The 391-nt window shown below is 60.9% G+C and carries 1 protein-coding gene; it reads left to right on the plus strand.

The genetic code is table 11. The features are described from left to right. Positions 1-52 precede the first annotated feature (52 nt). Positions 53-391 (plus strand): transposase (locus tag HZS63_RS13805; protein ID WP_180684567.1); only part of this gene is annotated, 339 nt, incomplete at its 3' end.

The following is a 391-nucleotide window of genomic DNA, read 5'->3' on the forward strand; positions in this document are numbered from 1 at the left end:
GGAAGGTCTGCAAAACCTTCCTGCCAGACTGCCGGGATGGGACAATAGCGACATGAAGCAGATGAGTCTGGAGGCGCCGATGTATACGGGCTTTGAGCTGCGCGCCAAGCGCACCCGCAAGCGTGCGTTTTTGGAGCAGATGGACCGTGTGGTGCCGTGGGCAGAGTTGGTCGCACTCATCGAGCCGTATGCGCCGAAGGCGGGTCCCAAGGGTGGGCGGCCACCCTTTGCGGTAGAGAAGCTGCTGAGGATTCATTTTTTGCAGCAGTGGTTTGGTCTGTCGGACCCGGCGGTGGAGGAAGCCTTGTACGACACGCCGCTGCTGGCGAGCTTTGTTGGTCTGGACCTGGGGGTGGATGTCGTGCCGGATGAGAGCACCATCCTGCGCTTT

This window comes from Tepidicella baoligensis (assembly GCF_013432195.1).
In the GTDB taxonomy this organism is placed as follows: Bacteria; Pseudomonadota; Gammaproteobacteria; order Burkholderiales; family Burkholderiaceae_C; genus Tepidicella; species Tepidicella baoligensis.